The sequence below is a fragment of the Mycolicibacterium psychrotolerans genome, from assembly GCF_010729305.1.
In the GTDB taxonomy this organism is placed as follows: Bacteria; Actinomycetota; Actinomycetes; order Mycobacteriales; family Mycobacteriaceae; genus Mycobacterium; species Mycobacterium psychrotolerans.
This window is the reverse complement of the sequence record NZ_AP022574.1, coordinates 3,250,048-3,274,114: the sequence shown is the minus strand read 5'-3', so window position 1 is coordinate 3,274,114 and position 24,067 is coordinate 3,250,048. Positions and strand designations below refer to the sequence as shown.

30 protein-coding genes, 1 tRNA gene, 3 pseudogenes and 1 other annotated feature are annotated in these 24,067 nt (G+C 64.8%); of the genes and pseudogenes, 21 read left to right on the top strand and 13 right to left on the bottom strand.

Annotated features, from left to right (window positions below; genetic code table 11):
- Positions 1–65 precede the first annotated feature (65 nt).
- Genes G6N45_RS15980 through G6N45_RS15970 form a run of 3 tightly spaced genes read left to right on the top strand, consistent with a single transcriptional unit; the run spans position 66 to position 2,361 of the window.
- Positions 66–1,040, top strand: coding sequence for a YncE family protein (locus G6N45_RS15980; protein ID WP_163723161.1), 975 nt, complete (start codon positions 66–68; stop codon positions 1,038–1,040).
- Complete coding sequence (locus G6N45_RS15975; RefSeq protein ID WP_170312451.1) at positions 1,037–1,300, top strand: DUF5703 family protein; 264 nt, start codon at positions 1,037–1,039, stop codon at positions 1,298–1,300. The genes G6N45_RS15980 and G6N45_RS15975 overlap by 4 nt, the downstream gene beginning before the upstream one ends.
- Complete coding sequence (locus G6N45_RS15970; RefSeq protein WP_163728530.1) at positions 1,300–2,361, top strand: quinone-dependent dihydroorotate dehydrogenase; 1,062 nt, start codon at positions 1,300–1,302, stop codon at positions 2,359–2,361. The genes G6N45_RS15975 and G6N45_RS15970 overlap by 1 nt, the downstream gene beginning before the upstream one ends.
- Position 2,362: 1 nt before the next feature.
- Here G6N45_RS15970 and G6N45_RS15965 read toward each other — a convergent pair whose 3' ends face one another.
- Both G6N45_RS15965 and G6N45_RS15960 read right to left on the bottom strand, forming a co-directional pair.
- Positions 2,363–2,902, bottom strand: coding sequence for a YbhB/YbcL family Raf kinase inhibitor-like protein (locus G6N45_RS15965; RefSeq protein WP_163723160.1), 540 nt, complete (start codon positions 2,900–2,902; stop codon positions 2,363–2,365).
- Between the two features lie 28 nt (positions 2,903–2,930).
- Entirely contained in the window at positions 2,931–4,265 is a 1,335-nt protein-coding gene (locus tag G6N45_RS15960; RefSeq protein WP_163723159.1) for a M20/M25/M40 family metallo-hydrolase, read from the bottom strand.
- Positions 4,266–4,340: 75 nt separating this feature from the next.
- Between G6N45_RS15960 and G6N45_RS15955 the strand changes: the two genes are divergently transcribed.
- Positions 4,341–4,426, top strand: a tRNA-Leu gene (locus G6N45_RS15955).
- Between the two features lie 26 nt (positions 4,427–4,452).
- On the opposite strand, the gene G6N45_RS15950 is transcribed toward G6N45_RS15955, so the two are convergent.
- Positions 4,453–5,646: a site-specific integrase gene (locus G6N45_RS15950; RefSeq protein ID WP_308207029.1), complete on the bottom strand. Its 1,194-nt coding sequence runs from the start codon at positions 5,644–5,646 to the stop codon at positions 4,453–4,455.
- Entirely contained in the window at positions 5,588–6,148 is a 561-nt protein-coding gene (locus G6N45_RS27825; RefSeq protein WP_179965185.1) for an XRE family transcriptional regulator, read from the bottom strand. The genes G6N45_RS15950 and G6N45_RS27825 overlap by 59 nt, the downstream gene beginning before the upstream one ends.
- A gap of 145 nt (positions 6,149–6,293) precedes the next feature.
- On the opposite strand from G6N45_RS27825, the gene G6N45_RS15940 reads away from it, so the two are divergent.
- The 12 genes from G6N45_RS15940 (at position 6,294) to G6N45_RS15885 (ending at position 12,723) form a co-directional block, all read left to right on the top strand.
- Positions 6,294–6,539, top strand: a complete 246-nt coding sequence (locus tag G6N45_RS15940; RefSeq protein ID WP_238886465.1) for a DNA-binding protein — start codon at positions 6,294–6,296, stop codon at positions 6,537–6,539.
- Positions 6,536–6,733, top strand: a complete 198-nt coding sequence (locus G6N45_RS15935) for a hypothetical protein (protein WP_163723157.1) — start codon at positions 6,536–6,538, stop codon at positions 6,731–6,733. Before G6N45_RS15940 ends, G6N45_RS15935 begins: the two co-directional genes overlap by 4 nt.
- A gap of 221 nt (positions 6,734–6,954) precedes the next feature.
- Positions 6,955–7,380, top strand: coding sequence for a hypothetical protein (locus tag G6N45_RS15930; RefSeq protein WP_163723156.1), 426 nt, complete (start codon positions 6,955–6,957; stop codon positions 7,378–7,380).
- A gap of 600 nt (positions 7,381–7,980) precedes the next feature.
- Positions 7,981–8,385 carry a hypothetical protein gene (locus tag G6N45_RS15925; RefSeq protein WP_163723155.1) on the top strand — a complete coding sequence of 135 codons (405 nt, stop codon included), beginning with the start codon at positions 7,981–7,983 and terminating at the stop codon, positions 8,383–8,385.
- Positions 8,382–8,675: a hypothetical protein gene (locus G6N45_RS15920; protein WP_163723154.1), complete on the top strand. Its 294-nt coding sequence runs from the start codon at positions 8,382–8,384 to the stop codon at positions 8,673–8,675. Before G6N45_RS15925 ends, G6N45_RS15920 begins: the two co-directional genes overlap by 4 nt.
- Positions 8,672–8,953 (top strand): DUF7213 family protein, encoded by a 282-nt coding sequence (locus tag G6N45_RS15915; protein ID WP_163723153.1) that lies wholly within the window; start codon positions 8,672–8,674, stop codon positions 8,951–8,953. The genes G6N45_RS15920 and G6N45_RS15915 overlap by 4 nt, the downstream gene beginning before the upstream one ends.
- A 198-nt stretch (positions 8,954–9,151) precedes the next feature.
- Positions 9,152–9,418, top strand: a complete 267-nt coding sequence (locus G6N45_RS15910) for a hypothetical protein (protein WP_163723152.1) — start codon at positions 9,152–9,154, stop codon at positions 9,416–9,418.
- A gap of 44 nt (positions 9,419–9,462) precedes the next feature.
- Positions 9,463–10,050 carry a hypothetical protein gene (locus G6N45_RS15905; protein WP_163723151.1) on the top strand — a complete coding sequence of 196 codons (588 nt, stop codon included), beginning with the start codon at positions 9,463–9,465 and terminating at the stop codon, positions 10,048–10,050.
- A gap of 138 nt (positions 10,051–10,188) precedes the next feature.
- Positions 10,189–11,019 (top strand): phage major capsid protein, encoded by an 831-nt coding sequence (locus tag G6N45_RS15900; RefSeq protein ID WP_163723150.1) that lies wholly within the window; start codon positions 10,189–10,191, stop codon positions 11,017–11,019.
- A gap of 75 nt (positions 11,020–11,094) precedes the next feature.
- On the top strand, positions 11,095–11,574 hold the full coding sequence (locus tag G6N45_RS15895) for a hypothetical protein (RefSeq protein ID WP_163723149.1): 480 nt from the start codon (positions 11,095–11,097) through the stop codon (positions 11,572–11,574).
- Between the two features lie 108 nt (positions 11,575–11,682).
- Positions 11,683–11,880: a ribosome modulation factor gene (locus G6N45_RS15890; protein WP_163719584.1), complete on the top strand. Its 198-nt coding sequence runs from the start codon at positions 11,683–11,685 to the stop codon at positions 11,878–11,880.
- Positions 11,881–11,889: 9 nt separating this feature from the next.
- Positions 11,890–12,723: a hypothetical protein gene (locus G6N45_RS15885; protein ID WP_163723148.1), complete on the top strand. Its 834-nt coding sequence runs from the start codon at positions 11,890–11,892 to the stop codon at positions 12,721–12,723.
- Positions 12,724–13,234: 511 nt separating this feature from the next.
- Here the strand turns inward: G6N45_RS15885 and G6N45_RS28410 are convergent.
- The 4 genes and pseudogenes from G6N45_RS28410 to G6N45_RS15870 all read right to left on the bottom strand — a co-directional run.
- Positions 13,235–13,459: pseudogene (locus G6N45_RS28410) on the bottom strand (HNH endonuclease signature motif containing protein); the annotation flags it as partial.
- 24 nt (positions 13,460–13,483) lie between these two features.
- A protein-coding gene (locus G6N45_RS15880) for an IS3 family transposase (RefSeq protein WP_163723147.1) occupies positions 13,484–14,724 on the bottom strand; the annotation gives its coding sequence in 2 pieces (ribosomal slippage) (positions 13,484–14,442 and positions 14,442–14,724; 1,242 coding nt in all).
- Positions 14,333–14,449 (bottom strand) — a sequence feature (AL1L pseudoknot). (Overlaps the previous gene by 117 nt.)
- A 47-nt stretch (positions 14,725–14,771) precedes the next feature.
- A pseudogene (locus G6N45_RS15875) lies at positions 14,772–15,140 on the bottom strand (DUF222 domain-containing protein); the annotation flags it as partial.
- A gap of 364 nt (positions 15,141–15,504) precedes the next feature.
- Positions 15,505–15,999 carry a hypothetical protein gene (locus G6N45_RS15870; protein ID WP_163723146.1) on the bottom strand — a complete coding sequence of 165 codons (495 nt, stop codon included), beginning with the start codon at positions 15,997–15,999 and terminating at the stop codon, positions 15,505–15,507.
- Between the two features lie 172 nt (positions 16,000–16,171).
- On the opposite strand from G6N45_RS15870, the gene G6N45_RS15865 reads away from it, so the two are divergent.
- Entirely contained in the window at positions 16,172–16,744 is a 573-nt protein-coding gene (locus tag G6N45_RS15865) for a hypothetical protein (protein WP_163723145.1), read from the top strand.
- A 142-nt stretch (positions 16,745–16,886) separates the two neighbouring features.
- Here the strand turns inward: G6N45_RS15865 and G6N45_RS15860 are convergent, their stop codons facing one another.
- Together G6N45_RS15860 and G6N45_RS15855 are read right to left on the bottom strand one after the other, a co-directional pair.
- On the bottom strand, positions 16,887–17,339 hold the full coding sequence (locus G6N45_RS15860) for a hypothetical protein (protein ID WP_163723144.1): 453 nt from the start codon (positions 17,337–17,339) through the stop codon (positions 16,887–16,889).
- A complete protein-coding gene (locus G6N45_RS15855) occupies positions 17,336–17,689 on the bottom strand; it encodes a hypothetical protein (protein ID WP_163723143.1) in 354 nt (117 codons plus the stop codon). Before G6N45_RS15855 ends, G6N45_RS15860 begins: the two co-directional genes overlap by 4 nt.
- Positions 17,690–18,205: 516 nt before the next feature.
- Between G6N45_RS15855 and G6N45_RS15850 the strand changes: the two genes are divergently transcribed.
- The 4 genes from G6N45_RS15850 to G6N45_RS15835 all read left to right on the top strand — a co-directional run bounded on the left by G6N45_RS15850 (position 18,206) and on the right by G6N45_RS15835 (position 21,081).
- A complete protein-coding gene (locus G6N45_RS15850) occupies positions 18,206–18,511 on the top strand; it encodes a hypothetical protein (protein WP_163723142.1) in 306 nt (101 codons plus the stop codon).
- A gap of 530 nt (positions 18,512–19,041) precedes the next feature.
- Positions 19,042–19,410, top strand: coding sequence for a CDGP domain-containing protein (locus G6N45_RS15845; protein WP_456093950.1), 369 nt, complete (start codon positions 19,042–19,044; stop codon positions 19,408–19,410).
- Positions 19,411–19,606: 196 nt separating this feature from the next.
- Entirely contained in the window at positions 19,607–19,984 is a 378-nt protein-coding gene (locus tag G6N45_RS15840) for a hypothetical protein (protein WP_163723140.1), read from the top strand.
- A gap of 719 nt (positions 19,985–20,703) precedes the next feature.
- Positions 20,704–21,081 (top strand): DUF2510 domain-containing protein, encoded by a 378-nt coding sequence (locus G6N45_RS15835; RefSeq protein WP_163723139.1) that lies wholly within the window; start codon positions 20,704–20,706, stop codon positions 21,079–21,081.
- Positions 21,082–21,157: 76 nt separating this feature from the next.
- Here G6N45_RS15835 and G6N45_RS15830 read toward each other — a convergent pair whose 3' ends face one another.
- The 3 genes and pseudogenes from G6N45_RS15830 to G6N45_RS15820 all read right to left on the bottom strand — a co-directional run.
- A complete protein-coding gene (locus G6N45_RS15830; protein WP_163723138.1) occupies positions 21,158–22,333 on the bottom strand; it encodes a hypothetical protein in 1,176 nt (391 codons plus the stop codon).
- A gap of 88 nt (positions 22,334–22,421) precedes the next feature.
- Positions 22,422–23,516 (bottom strand): hypothetical protein, encoded by a 1,095-nt coding sequence (locus G6N45_RS15825; RefSeq protein WP_163723137.1) that lies wholly within the window; start codon positions 23,514–23,516, stop codon positions 22,422–22,424.
- A 184-nt stretch (positions 23,517–23,700) separates the two neighbouring features.
- A pseudogene (locus G6N45_RS15820) lies at positions 23,701–23,984 on the bottom strand (helix-turn-helix domain-containing protein); the annotation flags it as partial.
- Between the last annotated feature and the right edge of the window lie 83 nt (positions 23,985–24,067).

Sequence of the window (24,067 nt, the reverse complement as noted above, 5' to 3'; positions counted from 1 at the left end):
CCTTGCAGCGCCGTTCAAACCGCTTTTGTCAGCCGATTCGTTTCGGCCTCGTCGTTTCGGCAATCATGCTGGTCGGCGGGTGTTCGTCGAATCCTGCCGATGCGCCGCCGCCGACCATCGCACCGGCCCGGGCGGCCGACTCTCCCCCGGCCACCGCGGATCTGCCCGGCACGGTGATTCCGCTGCCTGGCGCCCGGGCCGCCGTGTACGACGCCTCCACCCGCTCCCTGGTCACGTTGAGCCTCGGCGCCCCCGATCGCGCCACGGTGACCGCGCTCGCGCCGGGCCGCGCCGCCACCCCGATCGGGCTCCCCGGCGGCGGGACCGCGATGACCGCCGACGGGCCGGGCCGGGTGGCGGTGTCCACCCGGGGCGGCTACTTCGTCGTCGACGTCGCGGCGCGCCGGGCGTCTCGGGTGGCGGTGACCGACCATGACGACGTCGACTTCACCGCGATCGCGCGCCGCAGCGACGGCCGGCTGGTGCTCGGCAGCGCCGACGGCACGGTGTACACCATGTTGTCGGATACCGCGGTGGGCGCGTCGTTGAAGATCCTCGCCCGGGTCGACGGCCTTGTCACACAGGGCGATACCGCCGTGGTTCTCGACCGCGGACAAACCTCGGTGACCAGCCTCGACACCGACGGCACCAGTGCAGAGCACGCGCTTCGCGCGGGCGAGGGCGCCACCACGATGGCCGCCGACCCCAACGGACGGGTGCTGGTCGCCGACACCCGCGGCGGCGAACTGCTCGTCTACGGCGTGGACCCGCTGATGTTGCGGCAGCGCTATCCCGTGCCCGACGCGCCGTACGGGCTGACCGCGTCGGGCGGGAAGAAATCCGGACTCGCCTGGGTTGCCCAGACGGCGACGAACACCGTCGTTGGTTACGATCTGGCGACCGGGATTCCCGTCGAGAAGGTGCGTTATCGAACCGTGCAGCAACCCAACACTCTGGCTTTCGACGATGCGACCGGCACCCTGTATGTGGTGTCCGGGTCGGGCGGCGGTGTCCAGATGATCCCGGGAGCTGGCCAGTGAGTGCGGGTTCGCGGGGCAGGATGCCCGCGGCGTGGAGCAAGGCCGTCGCCGACGATCCCGGCGATTACGAATGGATCCCGCTGCGCCTGCCCCCCGATGTGACCCGCGTCAGCGCGTCGGTGCGGCTGTCGATCGAAGCCGAGTACCGCGGTTGGGAGTTGACCCGCGTGCGGCTTTACACCGATGGCAGCCGGCGAGTGCTGCTGCGCCGCAAGAAGCGCGGGGATGCTGCGCCGGGCCCCGACCTGCCGGCGCCGTGATGTACGCGGCGCTGCGGCGCGCGATGTTCCTGGTTCCCCCCGAGCGTATCCACACGGTCGTGTTCGCAGGCCTGCGGGCGGCCACCGCGCCGCCTGTTGCGCGAAAAGCGTTGTTGCGCAGGCTGTCCCACTATGATCCGGCGCTGGCCAGCTCGGTCTTCGGCGTTCGGTTCGCCGCCCCGCTGGGGTTGGCGGCCGGCTTCGACAAGGACGGTCTCGGCGTGCACGCCTGGGGCGCGCTGGGCTTCGGGCACGCCGAAGTGGGAACGGTGACCCCGCGGCCACAGCCCGGCAATCCGGCGCCGCGGCTGTTCCGGCTGCCCGCCGACCGGGCGCTGCTGAACAGGATGGGGTTCAACAACCACGGCGCGGCGGCGATGGTCCGAACGCTGGCCCGCGCGCATCCCGACGTGCCGATCGGTGTCAACATCGGCAAGAACAAGGTGACACCGCCGGAGCGGGCCGTCGACGACTACGCCGAAGGCGCGCGCCTGCTCGGGCCGCTGTGCGCCTACCTGGTGGTCAACGTCAGCTCGCCGAACACACCGGGTCTGCGCGACCTGCAGTCGGTCGAGTCGCTGCGCCCGATCCTGGCGGCGGTGGTCGCCGAGACGTCCACCCCGGTGCTGGTGAAGATCGCGCCCGACCTCGCCGACGACGACATCGACGAGATCGCCGACCTGGCCGTCGAATTGGGACTGGCCGGCATCGTCGCCACCAACACCACGATCTCGCGGTCCGGGTTGTCGACGCCGGGCGTCGACGAGTTGGGCGCCGGCGGCATCTCCGGCCCGCCGGTGGCACGCCGCTCGCTGGAGGTGCTGCGCCGGCTGCACCGGCGCGTCGGCAGTTCGCTGGTGCTGATCAGCGTCGGCGGCATCGAGACCGCCGACGATGCGTGGGAGCGCATCATCTCGGGCGCGTCGCTGCTGCAGGGCTACACCGGCTTCGTCTACGGCGGCGGCCTGTGGGCGCGGTCGGTCAACGAGGGCATCGCCGACCGGCTGCACGCCAACGGTGTTCACAGCCTCGCCGAGGCAGTCGGCTCGGCGGCCCGGTGACTCAGCCCTTGTTCTCGTAGGTGCCGGTGATCAGCGCGCGGGCAATGGCGTGGCTGAACAGGTTGAAGCCCAGATAGGCCGGCGTGGCCTCGGCGGGCACATCGAGCTTCTCGACGTCGACCGCGTGCACGGCGACGATGTAGCGGTGCGGACCGTGCCCGGGCGGAGGCGCGGCGCCGATGAACCGCCTGAGTCCGGCGTCGTTGGCCAGCGTCACGGCGTCACCCGGGAAACCCTGGCTGCTGCCGTCGCCGACGCCGGCGGGAAGGTCGGTGACCGTGGCGGGCAGGTTGAACACCGCCCAGTGCCAGAAGCCGGAACCGGTGGGTGCGTCGGGGTCGTAGACGGTGACGGCGAAGCTGCGGGTCTCCTCGGGGAAGCCCGACCAGCTCAGCTGCGGCGACACGTCGTTGCCGCCCGCCCCCATGATTCCGCTGACCTGGTCGTTGCCCCAGACCGCGCCGTCCTCGAAGGACTGCGAGGTCAGCGTGAAGCTGGGGAGCTCCGGAAGGAAGGAGTAGGGGTCGTAGTCAAAAGCCATGTGACACAGTCCTTTCGCGATGTGGTTGTCAGCTGTGCAGGAGGAAGTGCTCGAGTACCTGCGCACCGAAGGTCAACGCGTCGACGGGTACCCGTTCGTCGACGCCGTGGAACAACGCGGCGAAGTCGAGGTCGGGCGGCAGCCGCAGGGGCGCGAAGCCGAAGCAGCGGATGCCGAGCCTGGCGAAGTGCTTGGCGTCGGTGCCGCCGGAGAGCATGTAGGGCACGGTGCGGGCGTCGGGGTCGGCGACCAGGATCGCGGCATTCATCGCCTCGAGCAGCTCACCGTCGAAAGGCGTTTCGTACGAAGGCAGTTCGGTGATCCATTCCCGCGAGACGTCGGGACCGATGAGTTCGTCGACCTCGCGCTCGAACTCAGCGAGCCGGCCGGGCAGCACCCGGCAGTCCACCACCGCCTCGGCTGTGCCCGGGATGACGTTGGCCTTGTAGCCGGCCTTGAGCATCGTCGGGTTCGCGGTGTCGCGCAGGGTCGCGCCCACGATCTTGGCGATAGAGCCCAGCTTGGCGACGGCGCCGTCGATGTCCGGCGAGCTGGGGTCGAAGCTGTAGCCGGTCTCCTCGCTGACCGCGGCCAGGAACTGCTCGACCGATTCGGTCAGCACGATCGGGAAACGGTGGCGGCCGAGCTTCGCGACGGCCTCGGCGACGGCGGTGACGGCGTTGTCGTTGTGCACCATCGATCCGTGGCCGGCGTGGCCACGCGCGGTCAGGCGCATCCACATCATCGCCTTCTCGGCGGTCTCGATGAGGTAGAGCCGGCGGTCGCCGCCGTCGCGGCGCGGCACGGTGAGCGAGAAGCCGCCGACCTCGCCGACCGCCTCGGTGACGCCGTCGAACAGGTCGGGACGGTTCTCGACCAGCCACTTGCAGCCGTAGTTGCCGCCGGCCTCCTCGTCGGAGACGAAGGCGAACACCAGGTCACGGGGCGGGACGATGCCGGCGCGCTTGAAGTGACGGGCGACCGCGATGATCATCCCGACCATGTCTTTCATGTCGACCGCGCCGCGTCCCCACACGTAGCCGTCCTCCACGGCGCCGGAGAAAGGGTGGACGCTCCAGTCCGAGGCCTCGGCGGGCACCACGTCGAGGTGGCCGTGCAGCATCAGCGCTCCGCGGGAAGAGTCGGCGCCCTTGAGGCGGGCGAACACGTTGCCCCGGCCGGGTGCCCCGGCCTCGATGTATTCGCAGGTGAAGCCGACCTCTTCCAGCTGGCCGGCCACCCATCGGGCACACTCGGCCTCGCCTTTGGTGGTGGCGAGTTCACCGGTGTTGGAGGTGTCGAAGCGGATGAGGGCACTGACGATGTCGACGACCTCGTCGCTGGGAGTCTGGGGACCGCTCACGCTCCCTTTCCTACCACCCGGTCCCGGTTTGGGTCCGAGGCCGCCGATCCGTTAACCTAAGCTGCCTTCGAACTGGTCCGAGTGGCGGAATGGCAGACGCGCTAGCTTGAGGTGCTAGTGCCCTATTAACGGGCGTGGGGGTTCAAGTCCCCCCTCGGACACAACGAACGATCTCGCATCGCCGCAGCTAGACGGCGGTTATGCGCCGCGGCCGACGACGGTCGACGGGTGCCTTGGACACGGTTTGGACACTCCCCGAAATTCTCGCGTCCAGATTGACGGCCACCGCGTCCAGGTCGCTGTCGAACAGGTCGGCGTAAATCCTCAACGTGACGCTTGGGTCTTTGTGGCCCAGCATCCGCGACACCGCAAGGACATTCGCGCCCGAACTGACAGCCAAACTCGCGCACGTATGCCGCAGATCGTGCGGGGTGATCGTCTGCACTTCGGCGCGCTCGACCGCCCTGTTGAACCATCCCGTCGAGTCGTAGCTTGGCCGCTTCAAAAGTCCGCCGCCTCGGGCCGGGAACAGCAGATCGTCGGCGCCGCGATCCTCGCACCGGACCGCCAGCCGGGACAGCACCGACGCCGCTACCGGCACCGTGCGCTTCTCCCTGCCCTTCGTCGGCCCGATTTTAAACTCCTGACCGACTTGAACTTCCTGGCGGTGTACAGAGATTCGCCGTTTCAGAAACTCGACGTCGGCGACGGTCAACGCTATTGCCTCACTCCACCGCAACCCGGTGAATGCCAGGATCAGCACCAGGTCGGCGTAGCGGCCGGATTCCTCGGCCAGCCGGCACACGTCCGCCTCGGTGAGGTAGACGTGGCGCTTCGGTGCCTTCTGCGGTTTCTCGCCGCGCTTGAACCGGCGGGCCGGATTGAACGCCAGCGCCCGGTGCTCAACGGCGTCGTCGAGGATGCCCGCCAGGATGCCCACTGCGCGGTTGACCACGGTCGCGCTCGACCCGTCGCGAGTCATGGCCGCGGCCCACGCCTTCACGTCCAGGGTGTCGACCTTGCCCACCGGCACCCGGTCCCACTTGGCCGCGACGTGCTTGGGGTAGGCGTAGGCGATGGTTCGGTAGTACGACGGCGCTAGGGATGCCTCCTGCCGTGCCAGCCATTGCACCGACAGATCGCCGACCGTCACGCGGCCGCGCGCCGGCGACACGAAGGCACCTTCGGCCTTCGTCGTTTCAACCTTCGACGCCCACGCAGATGCGTCACGCTTCGTGGTGAATCCTCTTTTGCGGCTGGTGATTCCGTTTGGTTGACGGTAACGGACTTCCCATCGCTCGCCGGCCGCGGTCTGGTAGCGCTTAGTCGTCGCCAAGGCCGTACTCCCGGTACATGTCAGCCAATTTCTGTCGCGCAGCATCGGCGCGTTCGCCGCCGGCCTTCATTTCGGACTCGACCTGCCCGAGTTCGATCAGTGCCAGCGCACCCTCTAGGTACTCGACTCGCCGCCACGACGGGAAGGTTGCCGCTGCCCAGTTGAGCAGACCCGATGCGTCGCCGACGTCAGCCAGCGGTCTTTCAGCCCGCAGCCACTTCCAGACCTCCTCGGAAGTGTGCTCGCCGCCGCCGGTCACGACCACCTGCTCGCCGCGATCCTCGGAATCGGGTATCAGGAGAGTGATCGGTGAAACTTCAAGCGCCACAGCAATACTCACTAAATCGTCAACGTCCACCCGACGTGTCCCGTCTTCGATCCTCCGCAGACCTAGCGGTGGTATCGGCCGGCCGAGTTCTTCCAGTCGACGCGAAAGTTCCGTGACTGGGATTCGCAGCACGTCGTCTCGAATCCGCCTGATGTTCGCCTGCACTGTCTCGCCGGTCGCATTTAGCCGGCGACCCGCCTTGTCCTGACCTTCCGCCATACCAGACGACACTAGGTGATCAATTTTGATCTGTCACCTACTCACTCTTGACAATTACATGGCTGTGATTCAACCTGATAACCATGACGATCAAAAATGATCATCTCGACGATCAATCCCGAAAGGGCGCATGGTGACAACTTCGATGACCCCGACCGCGCTGGACCGCCTCATCGCCGACCTCGACAGGTCGATCCCCGCAGAAGCACTCCCACCAGTGTCGACCGGCAAGCACGTAGCCGCGGTCGTTGGCACGACCGAGGGCGCGCTTGCCCAGGACCGATACCAGCGCAAGGGAATCCCGTACACCCGCATCGGAAGCCGGATTCGTTACCTGCGGGCCGACGTGCTCGCCTTCCTGGCGTCGAATCGTGTCGACGGTGCCCGATGAGCGAAGCGCAGCAGATCGCGGCCCGCCTCGCGGCGGCAAGCGAAGTGTTCCCGATCAAGAAGGCCGACGACTGGGATTCGACCGCACGCGTCACCGCGACGGGCGACGTGATCACCGTCGTGGTGAGGGACCACATGGGCCGCGCCACGCGCGAATACCGGGCCGTCATTCAACAGGTCGCCGACGGCCCGTAGGCGCCGCGGCCTCAGGGTTCTGGTTCTACCAACGATGAAGCGAAGGGTGCGTGATGGCAGGCGACGAGTGGGACGGGTTCGTCCTGGTCGACTGGGTACGGAGCGCCGGCCGTTCGGTCGCGGTCGCTGGCACGCGTGCGGGCGAGCGCCACAGGTCCCACCGCGATAAGGCGAGCGCACCATGACGCCCGCGCAGCCTCGTGGCGGGGTGGTATGACGCGATGGGACACCGCAACCCAATTCAGGTCTTCGGCGACCCCTTGCGCAAGGGCTACACCGTGGTCTCCGACGAACTGATTCGCGTCGGCGCGCACCACCGCGCGCTTGGCTCCGACGGCCTGGCCGTGATCCTGCTGATGCTGTCTCGCGCGTCCACCAGGGCGGACCAGAAAGCTTGGGAGACGTCGGCCACGCAGATCTCTGTCGAACTCGGATGGGGTCTCAACCGAGACCGCGCCAGCGCCGCCATACAGCGGGCCGAAGACGACGGCCGACTAGTGCGGCGCGGGTTCATCCGCGACGGGCAGAACGTCAAGCAACGGTGCGCCTACGTGATCTGTGCCGGCGGGCGCCGCTTCACCGATGAAGAACTGGTCATCGCAAAGGAGCCAATCGTGCTCCCGTCCAAACAGAAGGCGCAGCTGTGACGGCCGGTCGTGGTGCACGGATACCGTGCACCACGAAACCCGCTGAGGTGCACGGATACCGTGCACCACGAAACCCGCTGAGGTGCACGACTAGGGGTGCACCTCAACACCTTTCGATGCTGCACGGTTTCCGTGCACCTAAGGTGCACCCCCGTGGGTGCGACATAGGAATACCCACGTACCTAGGGATACTCCATCCGGTCATGCACTGGCGTGCACGACCGCTCGAATTCCCCTGCCGAATCTGCGTACGGGGTTACGCAAACCGGGGACTTCCAGGTGACCCACAGACCGCGCGCGCGTGGAATGAGGTGGCCGCGTTGTGAGGTCGCGAATATTCGAAGCGGTCTACGCCGATGCGGCGATGGACCAGGAATGTCCGAACTGCCAGGCGCCGCCGCACAGGTGGTGCACGCGCCCCAACGGTGAGACCCGCCCGATTCCGTGCGTCGTCCGCATGCGCCTTGCTGCCCCGTCCGCCGGCCGCACCCGAAGCTGCCGGCTGCGCCGGCCCGACGTCGAGCACCAGGCCGCGCCAACTCAGCCGACCCGATCGTTTTCCGAACCGATCCACCAACCCGACGACACCGAGGACTGAGCATGACGCCCAAGATCACGTACAGCTGCGCCGTCTGCAACAAGCCGGTCCGACCCGGCACCGGCCACGTCGGGGTAACCAACGGCGACCTACGTCAGTACCGCGAAGCGCTTGCGATTTGGAGGCTTGAAGTCGAAGCCAACCAGCGCACAGCAGGACGACTGGGAGTAGTCATCAGCTGCGCGGCGCTGCTCACGTTTCCTGATCGTGCGCCGTGGCGTGTGCATCACAGCGCGTGCAACCCGCACCCTGACGACGCCGGCTACGAGTTCGACGTCGGCCGTGTCAGCACTCACGAGGAACTGTTGGTCTGGACCGCGCACCTGATGGAAAAGAACTGGGTTCGCGAAACCGACTGGGCTGGGTTTGTGCGCCAGCATGTGTCCGCGAAAGCGCTGCGCGTATGACTGACTGGAACACCATGCGCGCGCTGCTCGAAAGCATCCCGGACCTGGACGGTGCCAGATGCAAGCACAAGAGCGACCTGTTTGAGCGGACCATCGGCGAGCACCGCATGACCGGCCAGATCACCACCACCGAACTCGACGACGCCCGCAGCGCCGCTCTGCGCCAGTGCGCGGCCTGTCCAGCACTAGACCCTTGCCGAGCGTGGCTGGATGCTTTGCCGGCCGCACAGCGTCCACGCGGCGTCATCGCCGGCCAGATCGTGAACACGTCCGGTGCGGTGAAGCCATGAGCACAGCCCACGAAGAAGCGTTCGCATTCGGATTGCTCGACGACGCGATCACAGCGCTATTCGACGCCACCCGAGACGACGACAGCGATCCCAACGACGTCCCCGTCGATGCCGTCCTGATCGTCGGCGTCCCGGCCGTCGGAGACGACGGTGCCCGAACCTGCTACGTCGAGGTCTACCCGCGCGCCGGATCACAGCCCGCGTCCACCCGCGCGCTGGTCGCCGAAGCCGGCAAGCTGCTCGACCGCGCCCTAGACGACGGCGACGACAAGCCATGACCGCGACCCAGGGGGAGGAACCCCCACCCCCACCCACGCCGCCCCTCGCGGCAAGGGCGACATGCCCCCCCTGAAATCCCCCGAAGAAAAAACAACCGAGAGGAATCAAGAAAAATGATGGACAGAGACGACCTGCGTGCTGCGGTTCGGGACTTGTTCGGCGATGTAGGCGAGCGCCCGCCAGGTCCGCGCTACGAGATGACGCTGGCTGCCGTCGAGGACTACTCCCAGCGCTGGGTAAAAAACCTGGGCGCCGGACGGTTCACCAGCATCGACGTCGACTTTGTGACCGACGCTGATGGCCGGCCGCTGATGGTCGGCCGGTCGGTTCAAACCTTCCAGTTCAACAGCCTGTTGCTCGACCGAGCGCACGCCGACCGGATCGGCATCGCGGCGGCAGTCGAAGCCGGCGAGTATCCCGGCGTCGAACTGTTCGATCCGTACGCAGGGCGGGGCGAGTCGTGAAGACCGCTGCGAAGCGCAACATCAATCAACCGAGAGAGACGACGATGAGCACCGATACCAGCACCGCCGACACCGGCACGACCGAGAACTACGGCGCTCCGCGCGATAACGCGCCGCCGGCCGCGGAGCCGGCCAGCGTGGCGCAGGGCGCACCAGAACCGGCCGCGGCGCCCGAACCCCCCGAGGCGCCGGCCGACGCCGTCAGCGAGGACCAGGACGACGACCAGGACGACGACGGCGGCGAAGACGCCGGCGGCAAGGGCAATCGCGAAGCGGCCAAGTACCGCCGGCGGCTTCGCGACGTCGAAGCCGAACGCGACACGCTCAAGGCGACCGTCGCAGCCCTTCAACGGGCCGAAGTCGACCGGCTGGCGACGGCCGATGATCTGCGGCCGGCAGCACTGTGGGCGTCTGCGGAACTCGGCGACTTGCTGAGCGACGACGGCACCGTCGACGAGGCGAAGGTGTCACAGGCGATCGGCGCGGCACGGGAGCAGTTGGGCATTCCGAACCCGCCGCCGCGGGGCAACTACGTCAAGGGTGAGGGTCGCAGCCCTGGACGTCCGCCCAGGCCGTCCGGGCTGGACGCGATGGTCGGCGCGGTCATGGGGCGTGACGGGCGCGACGGCTAGACTCGGGTGCTGAGGCCGGGGGTCACGCCTCGGGAAGGGCACCCCCGGCCGCAGCAACACCCACCGCGTGGGTTGCAGGTCCAGGCCAGGCGCCTCCTGTGAGTTCGTAAAATCCGTTCTCTCAGAAGAGGTTTCATCATGGCAATTCAGACCACCCCCACCAGCCCGAAGGCTTGGGCACCCGACCAGACCGCGTTCGTACCGGCCGACGTCGTGCCCGACGCGCTCATCCTCCAAACGGCGACCGTCGTCGGTGCGATAGAGGGCGACGAACCGGCAATCCGTGTTCCGTTCGTCGCCGACGATGGCGTCGTCGGTTTCGTCGCCGAAGGCGCAGAAATCCCTGACGCGAACCAGGAGTTCGATGAGGTCGTCGTTCTCACCGGGAAGGTCGCTGCGCTCGGCAAGTACAGCTTCGAGACGCTGGCGCAGCCCGAGGCCGCGCGGATGGTCGTCGAGTCGCTGTCGCGCAGCGTCGTCACCAAGGCCAACGCCGCCTATCTCGGCAACCTCGAAGCCGATCCCGGCCCGACCGGTCTGCTCAACACACCGGGAATCATCGACTTCGAGACGCCGATCGGCGATGACCTCGACCAGCTGGTCGACGCGGTGTCCTTCATCGAACTTGACGGCGGCACGGCGACTCACGTAATCGCCAATCCGACGGCGTGGGCGACGCTGAGCAAGCTGAAGCGGGCGACCGACAGCAATGAGTCGTTGGTTGGCGCCGGCACAGTGGCCGCTACTCGGGCGCTGCTCGGTCTGCCGGTTCTCGTCACGCCGGCCATGCCCGCTGGATCGCTACTCGTCGTCGACCAGTCCGCGGTGATCGGGGCGCAGAGTCCGGTTCGGCTGGCCCGCAGCGACGACGCCTATTTCAGTTCGGACTCCATCGGCGTGCGCGTGACGTGGCGCCTGGGCTGGTCGATCCAGCACGCGACGCGCGTCGCGAAGCTGACTGTCCTGTAACTGCCTGCGCCTGGTGCCGCGGTTCCCCTTTCTCGGGCGGGCGCCGCGCGCACACAACGGTGACGACGGCCGGGGTTGCTGCCGGCCGTCGTCACCCATGAACGGGAGGCCGCGACCATGACCGAGCCACAACCGGCGCCGCTGTTGACGCCGGACGACCTGAAAAACTTCGCGACCATCGCGCCGGCCAAGGCGCAAGAGATGATCGACGATGCGATCGGGGAGGCCGCTTTTCATGCGCCCTGCATCCTGAAACCAGACTTCCCGGCGCACTTGCGCGGGTTCGTGAAGTCGAAGCTGCGCGGCGCCGTGCTCCGCTGGAACGAGGCCGGCACCGGCGCCGTGACCACACAGCAGACGATGAGTTACGGCCAGACTGTCGACACGCGGCAGCCGCGGAAGGGCATGTTCTTCCAGGCCGAAATCGACCAGCTGAAACAGCTGTGTCGCACCGGCGACGAGGGCGGCGCGTTCGTGATCGACCTGTTCCCGCCGGCCGGGCCTCGGCTGTCTGCGCGTGAACTGTTCGAGCGCGGCCTCGACGCCACCTGGTGATCCCCGCGAGACGGCGGGGTCCGGCCGGCCGAGTCGACGTCGTGGTCCTGGCGCTCGTCGTCGGCGTGGGTCCGACGTTCTGGGCGCGCGTGCCTGCATGCTTGGTGGGTGTCGAAGCGCGCTGAGTACATGTTCGCGCTGTACTCCGGGTCGCTGGCTGAACCTGGCGACCCCAACCCTTACGCCGGCGGCGAATCGCTGGTGCTGCCGAAACTCTGGTTCGCGGGTTACCGGCGGATGCTGCGGGTGAGGATCGAAACCGGGCCGGCGATGCAGCGCTACCGTGCCGCATCGCGTTTGAACTGATCGCAGCGCATGGGGGACGGTCTAGATCAGGAAAAGATTGACGCGCTGTGGGCGACCTTCGCCGCTGACGTCGATCGAATGATGGAACGGGTCAACGACCCGATGGACTTCGCAGTATCGCCGGGATCGCCGCTTGCGGGCGATGACCGCGCGAGCGATCCCTACCAGGTTTCGCACGCGGTGCAGATGTGTATCGTCGCCGGGGTCGATCACCTGCACGCAATGAAGTCACTTCTCCTCGACCTCAACATGCTTCACAGCGCCGCGCCGTTCACCATGGTTCGTGGCGCACTCGAAGTGTTGTCGTCGGCTTTCTGGATCTTGCACCCGGCGAAACGAACTGTTCGTGTCGAACGCGTGTTGCGTTGGCACGCAAAAAACTTTCACGACCAGCACCCCGCGCTCGAATCACTCGGCTTGTCTGACGCGGCGACGAAGAAAGCAAAGTATGCGCGGCTACGGTCAATCGCCGGTCGCGGCGCCGTTCAGGCCGACGTGACGGGCGGATACCGGAGCACTGAGGCGGTCACTTACGCGGACGCGAATGCGCCGACGTCGAAACCGCTGCTTTCGTGGCAGATGTGCTCTGGGTACGCGCACGGCCGGCCGTGGGTGTATCTCGGAATGGCCGACGAGGACATGTTTCAGGAGACAGATGAACCGGGCGTGCTCAAGGCGCGAGTGACGAGCGATCCGGGGAAACTGCTGTACCCGAGTTTGCACGCGCAATGGCTGATGAAGGATCTAGTCGACCTGGTGGAGCGCCGAGGGAAAAACCCGTTCGAGCAGATGGAGCAAGCAGCCGCCGACAGGGCGCGGTGGCTGCGGCTTTCGTTCCCGTAGTCCGCCACCGGCTTATGCAGCACCCGCGGCCAAGACAAAGGAAACCGACCGGATCCGTCGCGGTGCAGACGTCGAACGGCACGGTGCCGGCGACCAGTCGAGCGTCCACCCACGCAAGGCCGCTGAGCGCTCGCCCCGAGCGTCTACAGCGCGCCGGCCAGGTCTTGCAGCACGGCACAGAAGGTGCGTCGGCCTGGACACGCTTTGGACACAAAATTCTCTGAATCCGGGACAACCCGCGTGAACCACAGTCATGTATTCCGGCAGCTAGAGAGCGTTTCGCGCGCCTGACCTGGGAGGTCTGCGGGGGTTCAAGTCCCCCCTCGGACACACACGTGAACTTGCGTTTTCGCTAACGGCGCGCGATAGGCGCCGTTCACACTGCCGCTTCCGTACGTCGGCGTCCTGGCCGGCGCCTGCCGTGGCTGACCACGCTTGTATGCCGCACCTATCTCGGGTGGTTACCGCTCGAGACGCTGATCCCGTTGTCAGTGTTCAAGATTCGCGACACTCAGGCCGCCTGGCCGTCCGGAGGTGCCGGTCCGCCGGGTTCGCCTGGTTCGTCGGCTGAGGTGGGAGGCTCTGCGTCCGTCGACTTGACCGGCTCGGCCGGCGCGGCAGCGTCGTGAACCTCGCGCTCCTCCTGCTCCTCGGGTTCGTCGGGTGGGCGTAGGAGGCGTTCGGGGCGGTGGTAGGTGTTGATGCGTGTTTGGCCGGTGTCGAGGTGGGCGGGTGGGGTGAACTACCCCGGGTTTTGTTCCTACTCGGTTGCGAGGGCCGGGGTTGGCTGGCTCGCGGGGTATGAGGCGCCGGTGAGGGCGGCCTCGTACTCGGCTGGTGGAACGTAGCCGAGGGCTTCGTGCAGGCGTTCCTGGTTGTACCAGGCCACCCATGCGGCAGTCGAGAGCTCGACGTCGTCCACGCACCGCCATGGTTTAGCGCGGCTGATCAGTTCGGTCTTGTAGGCGGCATTGACGGCTTCGGCGAGGGCGTTGTCATAACTATCGCCGCGGGACCCGACCGAGGGTGCGATGCCGAGTTCGGCCAGTCGGTCGGTATAGGTCAGCGATAAGTACTGCGATCCGCGGTCGGAATGATGAATCAACTCGGATAGATCGGTATTCGACTGCCACACGGCATGATTGAATGCTTGAAGCGGCAGGTCGTCTGTACGCATCGTGGCCGAGACGGCCCAGCCGGCGATCTTCTTGGTGCAGGCATCGGTCACGAAGGCGGTGTAACAGAATCCCTGCCAGGTGCGTACGAAGGTGATGTCGGCGACCCACAACCGGTTGGGTGCCGGGGCCTTGAATTGACGGTTGACCAGGTCAGCGGGCCGGGCGGCAGCGGGGTCGGTGACGGTGGTGAACACCGGCTTTCCGCGCTGCACACCGCGCAGGCCGGCCTTGCGCATCAAGCGTCGGGTCTGTTCGCGGCCTAGGTGCCAGCCGCGACGTTTCATGGCCTGATGCATCTTCTTGACCCCGTACACCGAGTAGTTCTGCCGGTGCACCACACGCAGGTCCGCGATCAGCTGTTCGTCGCGGATTTCGCGATCTGAGGGCGGGCGGGTCCTGGCGGCTCGGTAGCCCCGGGAGGTGAGGAATCCCGGGATTGCTGCCCGCAAGATACGACAGATGAGCTCGACCCCGAATTGATCGCGATGTGCATCGATGTAGGCGATCATTTCGTCGCGGGGCGGTCGAGCTCCGCTGCGAAAAACGCAGACGCAGACTTCAGAATCTCGTTGGCTCTGCGTAAGTCGGCAACTTCTCGCTTGAGGCGGCGGATCTCGGCGTGCTCGGAGCTGGACGTCCCGGGTCGTTCCCCGGCATCGACTTGAGCCTTGCGCCGCCATCGACGCAGCGACTCTTCAGAGATGCCGAGTTTGCTCGACACAGACTTAATCGCCTCGAACTCCGATACTTCCGAGGCCTCCATCGTGGTGTCCAACATCCGTAACGCACGATCGCGAAACTCCGGCGAATACTGACGGGGCATGTTCCTGATCCTCCTATAAAGATCGGAACAAAACCTGGGGTAGTTCAGCCGTCTTTGACGCTGCGGTTATCCGGTGGGCAGGCCAGGCCGAGGTCGTTGATGTTGGTGTTGCCGCCATCAGCCCAGTCGGCGGAGACGTGGTGGACCTGGGCGCCGTAGGCGCCGACGGTGCAGCACGGTTTGGTGCAGCCCCCGTCGCGGGCGATGAGCATGATCCGCTGCGCCGGCGACGCGATACGGCGGGTGCGGAACAGGTCCAGCGCGGATCCGGTGGCTTGGTCGAACACTGCCAAATAATGGTTGGCGTGTCCGGCCATCCGGATGACGTCTTTGATGGGCAGCCGGGTGCCGCCGCCGGTGACGCCGATCCCCGCCCGGGATTCCAGGTCTTGCAGGGTGGTGCGGATGATCACGGTGGTCGTGCGACAAAACCCCTATAACCGATGTCGTCAACTGCATTCCGTGGGGTGAAACGCTGCGATACAGGCCAGGAGCTGTTCCAACGATGCCCACAAAGGGCTGTGCCTTCTGTGCGCCATTCCGTGTGTCGCTGTTTAGCCGATGAACATCGACATTATGTTCCCCGCCGCACCTAGGGCGGCACCCACTCCGATGGCGACCGGACCGCGAGCGATCTTCCATCCTCAGGCTGTTGAGGTTCGAGGAGACCTGGGCGCACCTTCACCATCCGGAATACGTCTTTCGAGGCGAACCAGTTACCGATAGCTTCAGCGAGCAGAGCCGAGACATAGACGATCAGCAGAATGCATTTGGTCATCCCTATCTCTGATGGAACCCGTCGGGTCGCGGCGATTGAGCCCGATGCACCGAGGTATCGGGACTCTCGTCGTCGCCGGGGAGGAGTCCCCCTGCTTTCAGCGATCGCTTCAGTAGGTCGGTGCTTTTCTCAGCCTTAGCCGCCCGTTCAGCCTCGCGGGCGACCCTGCGGTTGTGGCGTAACCGCACGCGCACCTGGAACTCTTCGCGGTCGGTATGCCAGAAGGTGGCCATCGTCGTGCAACTCGGACACACATCGGGGTCGTCGGTGTTGAAGGGCATCGGATACACGAGCGACACACGAGTGCCGCACGCGGACTCCTCCGGCTTGTCGAGAAATGCGACGTCATTCCGGTTCAACACCCACTGCTGGGTTCGGGTCAGTGCGTCCAGATCGAGTAGAAAGGCATGAATGACCCCAGGTTCTTCTGGGACGACCGGCTCCCCGTGCTCACTATCGAAATGGCAGGACGCAGAGCGGGCAGACGGCAGTTTCATCAACCCTCAACCGTAGGGGCCTTTTCTGTCTCTCCTCGAGTCGACACGCTCGACCGGTCGGGCAAAACTGTGCGAGGGGACTCTAGGTGGGACCTATGGCTCTATCCGGTGAGGCACCCTGACGCGTCTCATCAAGCTTTGCGACCAAGGAAAATGTCTGGGGGGACACACGATGCCTTTTAAGCCCCAGTTCGCCACTCTCCTGGCCGCTCTCCTGGCCGCTGGGTGTGGGGGGACGACAGATACGGCCCGCACCGAAACGGTCACGGTCACAGTTCCGGAGCACTCGCAGACCAGCACCGCTCACACGCCGACGGTCACTGTCTCCGCGCCGCAGCAGTCGCCAGCTAGTACCGCTCACACGCCGACGGTCACCGATCTGGACCCGACGATGTATCAGCCCCTCTCGGCACGCGACTTCGCCATCCTGGTGACGAAAGATCCAGACTCCGCCAGAGGCCACAAGATCATCATCTACGGCTCTGTCACGCAGGCCGACGCCGCGATGGGCCCGGATGCCTTCCGCGCCATCGTCATGGGCAAGCCACATGCTGAGGAGGCCTACAAGACGAACGCGGTGATCACAGCGAACGACCCGTCGATCATCGCCAACATTGTGGCGGGCGACCAGGTGACGATGTACGTCGAGGTCGTGGGTTCCTTTACCTATGACACCCAGATCGGCGGCAAGACGACGGTCCCGTTATTCCGAGTGAATATCATCAACGTGACGGCGCATGTATAGACCGATGAATGACCCTTCCTGCCTGTCGCAAGCCGCTTCATTCCCGCTCGGGGTCGTCATTTCCATGAGGTGTCTCGCGGTCAGGTGGAGTTCGAGGCGGCCCCCGTTGCAGCGGGGGCCGCACCTTTGAGTCAGTGCGGCGCTACCTCGAACCTTGGAAATCATCTTCATGGCATTTGCCGCAACTTGGAAGGGATAGCACGCGAGTCGCCGCGTTATCGCAGCTCATACGGCGTGGCGGATGAGGCCGTTGCGGTGTGATCTGTGCCACATCCGCCGGTTTACATCCGTTCTCCACTATCCACGCCAGCTCGTCGTCGCGGAACGTCACGGTGCCGTCGGGATACACGGTGGCCCGCCGCCACCACCGCGGTGCTTCACCGACGCGGGCCCACCCCGGCAGCGCGCTCACCGGGAGGTCGACCGGCAACCCAGCCTCCAGCGCCGCCTGGCGCTCGGCGGTGCCGGTGTAGGACGCCGACTCGGGGCACCACGCCAGGGTGTGGCCTGGCGACCAGGAGGCGCGCTGCTCGCGGTCGACCAGCCATCCGTAGAGCTGGCCCACGTCCTGGTCGGCGCTGGGGCGGCGGGTCACCCGTGCCTCGCGCCGCGGTTGTCCCACCGGGCCCGCACCGCCCGCTGGTGCATCTCCGACTTCGGTTGCGCGAGCAGCTCTTTGGTTACCGAGCGGGCCAGCGTCACCGCCAGCACCGAGCATTGGCGTGCCTCGGCGCTCAGCCGGGTCAGCGCCGAGGAGCGGGCCTCACCGGCCAGTTCATCGTCGAACGCGGCGCGCAGCTGCTCGGCGCGGTCGGCGGCGATCATCGCCTCGGCGATCGCGATCTCCTCCACCTCGTCGAAGACCAGGGGGCCGCGCTGCTTCACGGCAGCGGCCAGGACCGCGTCGAGATCGCGTCGGAGTTGCCGGCCCGCGGTGGGGTTCATGGTGATGATGATCCTCTTGGTGAGGGTTGGGGGCCAGCGCGCGGCGTCAAGGTCATAAACCCGCCTTTGGGTTTATGACCTTGCAAGCCTTTCCGCCAGATCTGGCTGTCTACCGCCGGTAGACATCGTGTGCTCAGGACATGCTGGGCCGGAAATCCCAATATGGGCCGACCGGCAAGCTCACCGATGGCACTGCGCTGTGGACGACCCCCGGCTGGAGCCAGCATGTGGAATGGGGTTTCAGAGCATGGTCCGTCTTGGCCGCTCTAACGAGTGAACTACGTGCGCTTTTGACGATGCAGCAAATTGTGGTGTGCTTGCCGAGGACGTGCACCTCAGGACAAGATTTTGCCGACGAAGCGGAGGCATGAAGCGCACTTGTCGAACGAAGGCAGTAACGTCCGAAAGTTCGAGATCCGTAAGTTGGGACCTTCGGCACTATGGCCGACCGTCGGTTTGGAATAGCTTCGGCTCTGTCAGCAATCACACCACATCCAACAGTGGGGGACAGAAGTTATGACATTCACAAAGAAGACGATCGCAGGCTTTGCGGTGGCCGGTGCCCTGGCGGTGCCTGGCATCGCCCTGGCAGCCACGGCCTGGGCAGGACCTAACGGTTGTACCGGCGCTGCCTGCTATGACGCCAACCCCGGACGGCAGCAGGCTGTCGAGGTGGGTGCGCAGAACGGCTCCGGTGCCGGTTCCGGAGCGTTCGGCGCTTTCACCGGTCCTGGCCTCAACCAGGCCGGTGGTGCCGACGGTTACCAGACTGGCCTAAACAACTCGGCAGTCGCGGGGAACCGCCAGGGCAATCTCCCCTGATCCTCGTTAAGTCGGCGCTAGGCGGAAGCCCCGGGTGAAGCCCGGGGTTTCCTCCTGGGTCAATTCACCTATCCGGTGCCAATTGTCGGAGGACAACGTGCGCACTGCGGTGCACACTTTGAAGTCATGGACCCAGGTGAGGAAGAGCCGACCACTGCTTAAGCCGAAATGCTCAGTGGTTCTGGGCGAAGCCAGCTCGATACGCGAACCGGGAGACGCTATGTCTACCGCGCCAACTGGCCCGGTAGCTAGGGGTCTCCCCCCACCCGCTGGCAGGGCATATGCGTCGGCCAGGGTTTGCTAGCGAACGCCCCTGACTAGCAGCGATGGGGCGTTTGATGTGCCCGACGGGGGTATCCCTAAGCCTTCTGCCCGCCGCTGCGCCGGACACTTCCCGTCGCGGCCGCATTCCCTCCGCGTAGCCCTAGCACTGCGAAAGCCTTCGGGCCTTGCGATAAGAGTCCGAGTGCTCTACCGAGTTCTCGGCGACTCAGAGGAGCGTCGTAGACAACGCTTCTGGTGGAGGCACCATGACAACGACAATGCACCCACTCAAGATGTCGTTGGTAATGCCGTTGGCCTTCTGTGGGCTGTCCGCAGTCGCAACCCCAGCGCTAGCTGCACCGATTCAACCGGGTTGCGTCCAGCAGCTCTGGATGATGTTCGGGCTAAAGGCTACGACCCGCACGATCTGCGATAGCGAGGTCCGGCCCGACGGATCCTGGTTCCGTCAACGGCAGTTCTACGCGCCGGCCTATCTCGCTCCAGGGCACAGCTACTGCTCCTCGTATGAATGCACCTACTACCCGCCGGAATGGGTGCCGGAGTTCAACAAGTACGAGAGTTACATGCTGACACCGAACACAGTGCTGCCGGATGAGCCGGGGCACATCGCATAGGGCACACGGGCAAGGAAGGGAGGTGGCAGTGTTGTCACCACGAATACTCATTGTTGCGGTTGCGCTTGCATTATCAGCGTGCAGTTCGGGGGTCGAAACAGGCACCACTAGTACGAAGACGGTGACTGGTTCACCGTCGACCGTGACTGCTGCACCATCCACAGTAATCAAAACCGTTACGCCACCTACAACGCCGATGAACGAGGCGCTCGTGACCTGGTGGACCCAGGTGGGCGACCATGTCAATGCGATTGAGACGGCAGCTGGTGCCATTTCGACGGCAGGAGAGGCTGAAGACATTCCCGCAATGTATGCGGCTTGCTCGCAGTATCACGACGGCGTTGCTGGTTTGCAGGGACATATGCCGCCGCCTGATCCGCCCTTCGCCACGAAGTTGCAAGCGGCACTGTCTGATTACGATGTGTCGATGCACTTCTGCGTAGAGGGCACGAACGATATCAGTCCCGAAGAGATGCAGCATGCACTCAAGTTCCTGCAATCGGGCAACGCGTCGATGCAGGAAGCGTCGCGGGTCTTGTCACGGGATCTGGGGCGACCCGTAGAGATTGGCTAGCACGCCGACCTCGCTGTCCGTTCCATCGCCGAAGGCCGGCCGACCTGGATCGAAGCCCGAGAGTGTTCACATCCCTCGCCCTCAAGACGATGCAGAGGGTGTTGGGCGGCCCTCCGGAGGATCATGGAGGCAGGCTTCAACTGGCCCCGATGCCGATTCTCACGATGGCCTGTGGATTCGAGGAGCCGTAGCCGATGCGAACCGTGCTGCGAACCCGGTTCGGTCGCTCAAAAAGTGCGCTGAAGAGTCGTGACCACCGTTGCAGGGAGCCGAATCACCCTGCACTAACTGACTTTCGGGATCGCCCATATGACTTCGGTCGCGATGGCTGGCAACCTGTGCCAGCGGCACTCCAAACATTGCCGAACGCTTCGTCGGACTGCTCGGGTCCACACCGAGGAGGGGGCTGGATGTTGCCAGGCCTGAGTGTTCAGCCTGCAGCAGTCCCAGCACCTTCAGCCGGGCGCGCGACAGCTTCTCCGGGGACTTGTGTCTGCGGAGCCCGCGCTGGCGGCGGCCGGACCAGCCAGCCCACGGGCTCGGAGGCCACCAACTGCTCGCGGAGCGCGCCGACCAGCGGGAGGCGACTGCATTGCAATGGGTCAAAAGGCCCTCTGAGCTAACGATAGAAGACACTAGGAATCGACGAATACCGCTTGTTGAATGTTGTCTAGGAGCCCGGGCAGAGCGAGCGGCGGGAGGCGAAAAGCATGGGAATCATGAGGAAGGCGGCGAGCATCTCGACGCTGGGGATTGTGGATTTTCGCAGTGATCAGGAACGCACCGCTCGATATACCAGACAGACCCGGAACGCTGCCCGGATACAGGCGGCTCAGAACGCGAGAATGATGGAGCTGGAGCGCCAACAGATCGCCGCACTGGATTACGCCAACGTCAGGGAAGGTGCACGAGCGGCCAACGCTGGTTGGTTCATCGATCCCTGGGATCATGAGCAATACCGATGGTTCGACGGGTTCCAGTGGACGGGACATACGCACCGCCCGAGTGCGAGCTGGCGACCACAGGGGTATGGCCCTCCGCGTCCCAACGCCGAAGCCGTACAACAGCCGACGCAATCGAATGGCGCTCACCCATGATAAGAGCGTGGTACCCGTCACGCGAGGGTCGTGATGTACTGCATGTGCCTTAATGGGCAAGCGTCGCGCTCGTTAATCAGCTTCCCTGCGCGAAACCCCTCGGCACAATTGGTAAGTACGCAAGAGGACTAGCGGTCGGAGTATGCCGATCACGCTCGCGTAGCGGAAGGTCGATGGGTCTCATCGCGGGCTGGTGCTCCGGCTCCTCCAAGTTCCAATCGTCGGGTATGTGGTGAATCGAAATATGATGGTTGGTCCCGTCCACGTCACCGTCCGGTCTCACCTTGACGAGTTCGTGAGCGACTCGGCGAACAAGATTCGCGGCAGCTTCAATGGGAGCATATAAGGCAAGTTCGATCGAACCTTTTCCGATGAACCAGACTGAGCCCGGTGTGCCCAAGTACTGGCGGCGAGCAACCGCCCAAAGCGAGTCAATCGCGTACGTGATCAGCGAGGTTATCATCATGTCGCGCTGGGGATTTGGGTCATCAAGACCGAGGAACCACTGCCCATCGCTCACCTTCGCGTTGGGGCTAAGTTTCCGATGCAAGTAGACATGGAGAGGACCTTTGTGCATCCGCAGGCGCTGACCATCGTGGCCCTCCCACTCCATCTTGGCTTCCTCGTCATCAAGATCGATGGCCGACAGTCCGTGCTTGACGGCGTTATATAGGAATGCGTCGCCGGTGAAACGCCAGGCACAGTCGACTAGCAACATTTCGAGAGACTCGACGGTTGTTGTGAAGTCCTCAGCCGTCATTTCGATACCCGCGTCGTCCGGGTCCGAGCCGCCGAGAAACACTTGCGCGATGTCGGGCTGCTTGAATCCAAGGTTCAAGGCTTCCTCGACCTGCTCTTTGAACTCACGAGGGCTAAGCGATGATGACATACTCAACCAAGGGCACTCAGGGTGGTCAACGTGAGCGAAGAATAGTCGCAGCAGCGCTTCGGAGGCGTGGTGGACGACCGTCACTGCCTCCGTCCTCAGATACCGCTGGCGCTCCTCATGCGAAGGCACTTCACTTCCACCGAACGCCATCGACCCGATTCGACGGTCAATCGCGAATGCCGGGGCTAGGAACACATCTGGGCTCCCCATCAGCGAGAGCATCTTCACCCTCATCTTGATGAACTCCGACGGGTCGGCCGTATAGAAAACCGCGCTCAACTCAGGGAATTGCCGGCTATCCAGCGTACGACCGGCGGCGTCCGCTTGCTCCCAGGACTTGCTGCCACCCCTGTATCTCCCCATGAAGCGTGAGTCTAGATGGCGGGGCTGACGAACTGGGTACGCAAGGAACTAGGTACGAAGCTGCCCAGCACACGCCGGGCGGTTGTGATTACTCCGGCTTCTTCGTGTCTGCGATGAGTCCCCGCAACTGCTTCAGGAAATCTGTCGCGCCGTCCGGCACCAGGGTGACGTTCCCCTTGTCCTTTGACACGAAGCCGGGATCGGCAAACGCCCGGTGCCCAAGTGCCGTCATCAATTCCAACCGATTGGAATCCGGCAGTTCATTGCTATACGCGCGTACCGACTTGATCTGGGCGTTCAAAATGGTCAAGTGCCGGGAGGTCTCACGATGCTGGGCGGCGATGTGACCGCTGTACGCGGCCAAGCCGAAGAACGGCAGGCTAGACGACACTTTGATCAAGAGGCCCGACAATTCGGTCAGTTGCTTCAGGGCCTCGATGTCAACGTTGATGGCGATGAACGGCGTCAGCACGCCGATTAAGACGAAGACGAAGACGCTGAGCGTCCACCGACGCACCGCCCATTCGGCCTCGCTCTGCACGTCGGAGAACGCTTTTGTCAGCTCGCTCTCGCCAACATTGGTCGTCGCAGTCTTCGCGCTGTTCAACGTCTCCTCAAGATCACTACTAAGACGCTGTTGACGAAGCCTCTCGCTTTCCGTGATGGCCTCTCGGACTACTGGGGTTTCCCTGACGCCGATCGAGATCTGGGTTGTGCTTGTTGTAGCCCTGCTGAGGAGTTCGGCCACCGGCATGACGGCGACGAGCCACCAGTCATTCAGGAACTTGCCATAACCGTCGAGGTGCGTCAGCACAGCAGAGTCCGAGGATTTTGTGCTGATGTATGCGGAAGTCGTGTCACTCTGACTAGCCAGAGAGTGCAGCTCATCGGGCCCAATTAACTGACCAAAGGTGCCTTGGATGTGATCCGACCGGCCACCGTCATGGACGTTAATCAAAAACTCGCCAGCCAGAAGCTTGGCTATCCGTTCCGCGTCCAGCGCGGTTTGGAGGAGACCACGAGCGCGCTCCTGCGCCTGCTCAGGCAGGCTTTCGACGACACCATTGATGCGCCCCTGGATTTCAATGAGTCGATCCTGGGTTTCCTGAATCGCTGTGTCAGGCGGCGACTCGCGCAGCCGGTCTGCTAGCTCCCCCAGTGCCCGACGCGTCTCAGCGGACATGCGTTCAAGTTGTGTGCTCGCCACCGGAACCGGTGAATCCCCCGCCATAGCCGAGACCTTACTAAAAGAGGGTCGTCGGTTTCCTTGCGCGTGCGATGGCTCTCCCTTGGGGAATTGGCCGATTTCAGGGACTCCGCAGCCGCTCGTGCAGCGCATCGATTTAAAGGCTCGATCGTCGCAGCTCTTACTCAGTGCTGCTGTCGGCGACGTGCACGCGATACACGGTTGCCCGACTGTCGCCAAGAGTCGCGGCAATGAGCGTTGCGCTCTCGCCGCTGGCGTGCATCCGTTGCGCCAGCGCCGCCTTTCATGATCCAAGCGCCTTCAGGCGGCCAACGGACTGCCCTCGCGCCGAAGCGGTTCCCGTGCCGCAGAGCGGCGTTCACGACCCAACTCCAACTCAAGACCGGCGAGACTAGCAAGAACGCCTGCCACCATCCGCGCGGTCGAGGTGTCGATACCTTCTCGACCGGACGATTGCGCCCAAGGTCTGCAAGAGCCATCCGGCTTTCCTCGACGGGCGGTGGAGTTGCCAACGCCCTTTCGCGGTG